Origin of the sequence: uncultured Gimesia sp. (genome assembly GCF_937910335.1) — a bacterium.
In the GTDB taxonomy this organism is placed as follows: domain Bacteria; phylum Planctomycetota; class Planctomycetia; order Planctomycetales; family Planctomycetaceae; genus Gimesia.
Map to the genome: position 1 here is coordinate 1 of NZ_CALEMX010000410.1, position 2,555 is coordinate 2,555.

General features: G+C 47.7%; 3 protein-coding genes and 1 tRNA gene. 2 read left to right on the forward strand and 2 right to left on the reverse strand.

Going from position 1 to position 2,555, the window contains the following annotated elements; translation table 11 throughout:
• Positions 1 to 120 precede the first annotated feature (120 nt).
• Positions 121 to 1,422, forward strand: coding sequence for an O-acetylhomoserine aminocarboxypropyltransferase/cysteine synthase family protein (locus tag Q0668_RS16190; protein WP_298866520.1), 1,302 nt, complete (start codon positions 121 to 123; stop codon positions 1,420 to 1,422).
• A gap of 200 nt (positions 1,423 to 1,622) precedes the next feature.
• Positions 1,623 to 1,695, forward strand: a tRNA-Lys gene (locus Q0668_RS16195).
• A gap of 3 nt (positions 1,696 to 1,698) precedes the next feature.
• On the opposite strand, the gene Q0668_RS16200 is transcribed toward Q0668_RS16195, so the two are convergent.
• Both Q0668_RS16200 and Q0668_RS16205 read right to left on the reverse strand, forming a co-directional pair.
• On the reverse strand, positions 1,699 to 1,872 hold the full coding sequence (locus Q0668_RS16200; RefSeq protein ID WP_298866522.1) for a hypothetical protein: 174 nt from the start codon (positions 1,870 to 1,872) through the stop codon (positions 1,699 to 1,701).
• A gap of 135 nt (positions 1,873 to 2,007) precedes the next feature.
• Positions 2,008 to 2,301, reverse strand: coding sequence for a hypothetical protein (locus tag Q0668_RS16205; RefSeq protein ID WP_298866523.1), 294 nt, complete (start codon positions 2,299 to 2,301; stop codon positions 2,008 to 2,010).
• Positions 2,302 to 2,555 lie beyond the last annotated feature (254 nt).

Sequence of the window (2,555 nt, forward strand, 5' to 3'; positions counted from 1 at the left end):
AACTCATTTCGGATCATTCTACAGATTACGTTCGTGTAATGTTCCACGGAATGAGTTCTCTAAAATAACAATTGTGCTTGTTAAAGCCAAATTATTCCCATTACATGAAGGGTTTTTACTATGGATGCTGAAGCATTGAAATTAGCAACGCTCTGTCTGCACGGTGGCCAGGAACCAGACAGTGCAACCAACTCACGGGCCGTTCCCATTTATCAGACAACTTCCTACACATTCAATGACACTGACCATGCGGCCAGACTTTTTGGCCTGCAGGAATTCGGTAATATCTACACACGCTTGATGAACCCGACGTGTGACGTACTGGAAAAACGATTGGCAATGCTCGAAGGCGGTTCGGGAGCAGTTGCTGTGGCCTCCGGGCAGGCAGCAGAGTCTTTGGCCATTCTCAATATTGTGGAAACCGGACAAAATATTGTTTCGTCTTCCAGCTTGTATGGTGGAACTTACAACTTGTTCCATTATACTTTCCCAAAGTTTGGCATTAATACGACGTTCGTTGATCAGAGTGATCCCGAAAATTTCAGAAAAGCCATCGATGAAAATACGCGTTGTGTTTATCTGGAAGCCATCGGAAACCCGGCTTGTGATATCGCCGACTTCAAAGCCATCGCAGACATCGCACATGCAGCCGGCATTCCCGTAATCGTGGATACCACTTTGGCCTCACCTGCCCTGTTCCGCGCATTTGATCATGGGGTAGATATCGTAGTCGCTTCCTGTACCAAATTCATCGGTGGTCACGGCACATCCATCGGCGGAATCGTTATCGAAAAAGGGGACTTCCCCTGGGACAATGGAAAATTCCCCGGACTTACCGAACCTGATCCCAGTTACCATGGTCTTAAGTTTTATGAGACCTTTGGTGGCATGAACCTCGCTTATATCCTGAAGCTTCGCGTGCAATTGCTTCGCGATCTGGGACCAGCAATGAGCCCCTTTAATGCCTTCCAGTTCCTGCAAGGCTTGGAAACCTTGCATCTCAGAATGGAACGCCACAGCCAGAACGCGATGGCCGTCGCAAAGTTCCTGGAGAACCATCCGAAAGTCTCATGGGTCAATTACTGTGGGCTGGAATCACATCCTTCCTACAAAATGGCGCAGAAGTATCTGCCCGATGGCAGTGGTGCCGTCTTTGGATTTGGAATTCAGGGAGCGACATCAGAAGAACAACAGGCCAATGGAATTAAACTCATTAACAGCGTCAAATTGTTCTCGCATCTGGCGAACGTGGGCGACAGCAAATCGCTGATCATCCACCCAGCCAGTACAACACATCAACAATTGACACCTGAAGAGCAAGCCAGTTCCGGCGTGACTCCCGATTTCGTTCGACTGTCGATCGGGACGGAAGCAGAGGAAGATATCATTAACGATTTAAAACAGGCTCTGGACCAGATCTGAAAACGAAGACTTTACAAAGCCAAAATGAGAAAATCAGGAACCGACTGCAAAAAAACAGTTTGGTTCCTGATTTTCAAATAAGTTTACCGATGTTTTGAGATGCTGCTGACGATAATTCTTTGTACCAACTCTAAGATGGCACAGGCAATCACTTGTCGGATGAATTTCAGAGAACTAAAATAACCCCAGAAATCAATTTCGCCCTTGTAGCTCAATTGGCAGAGCAACTGACTCTTAATCAGTAGGTTAAAGGTTCGATTCCTTTCGGGGGCACTTTTAAAGCCATAACTCATAACGGGTTATGGCTTTGTTTGTTTCTGGGTACTCAGCTTGCAGGTTCCATGTTTTACCGGTTTTTACCACAAATAAAAATAATTCCGTGCGGTGAACCGTGCGGAGATAGACAGTTGGTGTGGCAAAACAACCTAACATCGCCCACCCTCGCTGCACTTTCGCATTCCCCTATCGGGCAATGCTCTCGTTTCGTTCAGTCGGGCTTTTCTTTTCTATTGGTTCTTATCCACTGATGACTTGATAGCTCGCAGTCCCTTTCATTGTACGCCGCTCCCGCAAGGTAGTACGGCTTCACTCTGTTTCGCCGTCTCCACCTTGCAGTCGGGCAGGAGAAGGAAGTAACGGCGAGCAAACGTCGTTCTTTATTTCCTTCCCCAAACAGTTATGCACACTGTTGCACAGACCAGCCGACTGGTCAATGTCCTCCCCTTCGGGCAGAGCGATTGTTGCCTTGCAGACGTGGCTGAGATCAAAGGATTCTCGGTCTGCCGTCATTGCTGGCAGCGTTGCGATGTCGAAGAATAATCTCTTCCCCCTGGCTACGGTCAGGGGCTTTTTATTTCCATTCCCTTCTATCTCATGCAATTTATTATTGAGGTTCCAGAACCAGTTGGCATGTATCGTAGTAATTGCTGCACAGGCGGTGTCGTTCCCATCGGCAAATACTACATGTGTACCTTCTGTGGTGGCCCTTGCTCAGCAGTTGAGCAGTAGTCCCCTCATCCCCGCTGACTATGCTTAGCGGGGTTTTCTTTTTGCTCACATAATTGAAAATGCAGCGAACCAATAACTATTGGCTCGCCGCGTGTTGCGAATCCTTTCTATCCCCTACTCGGACG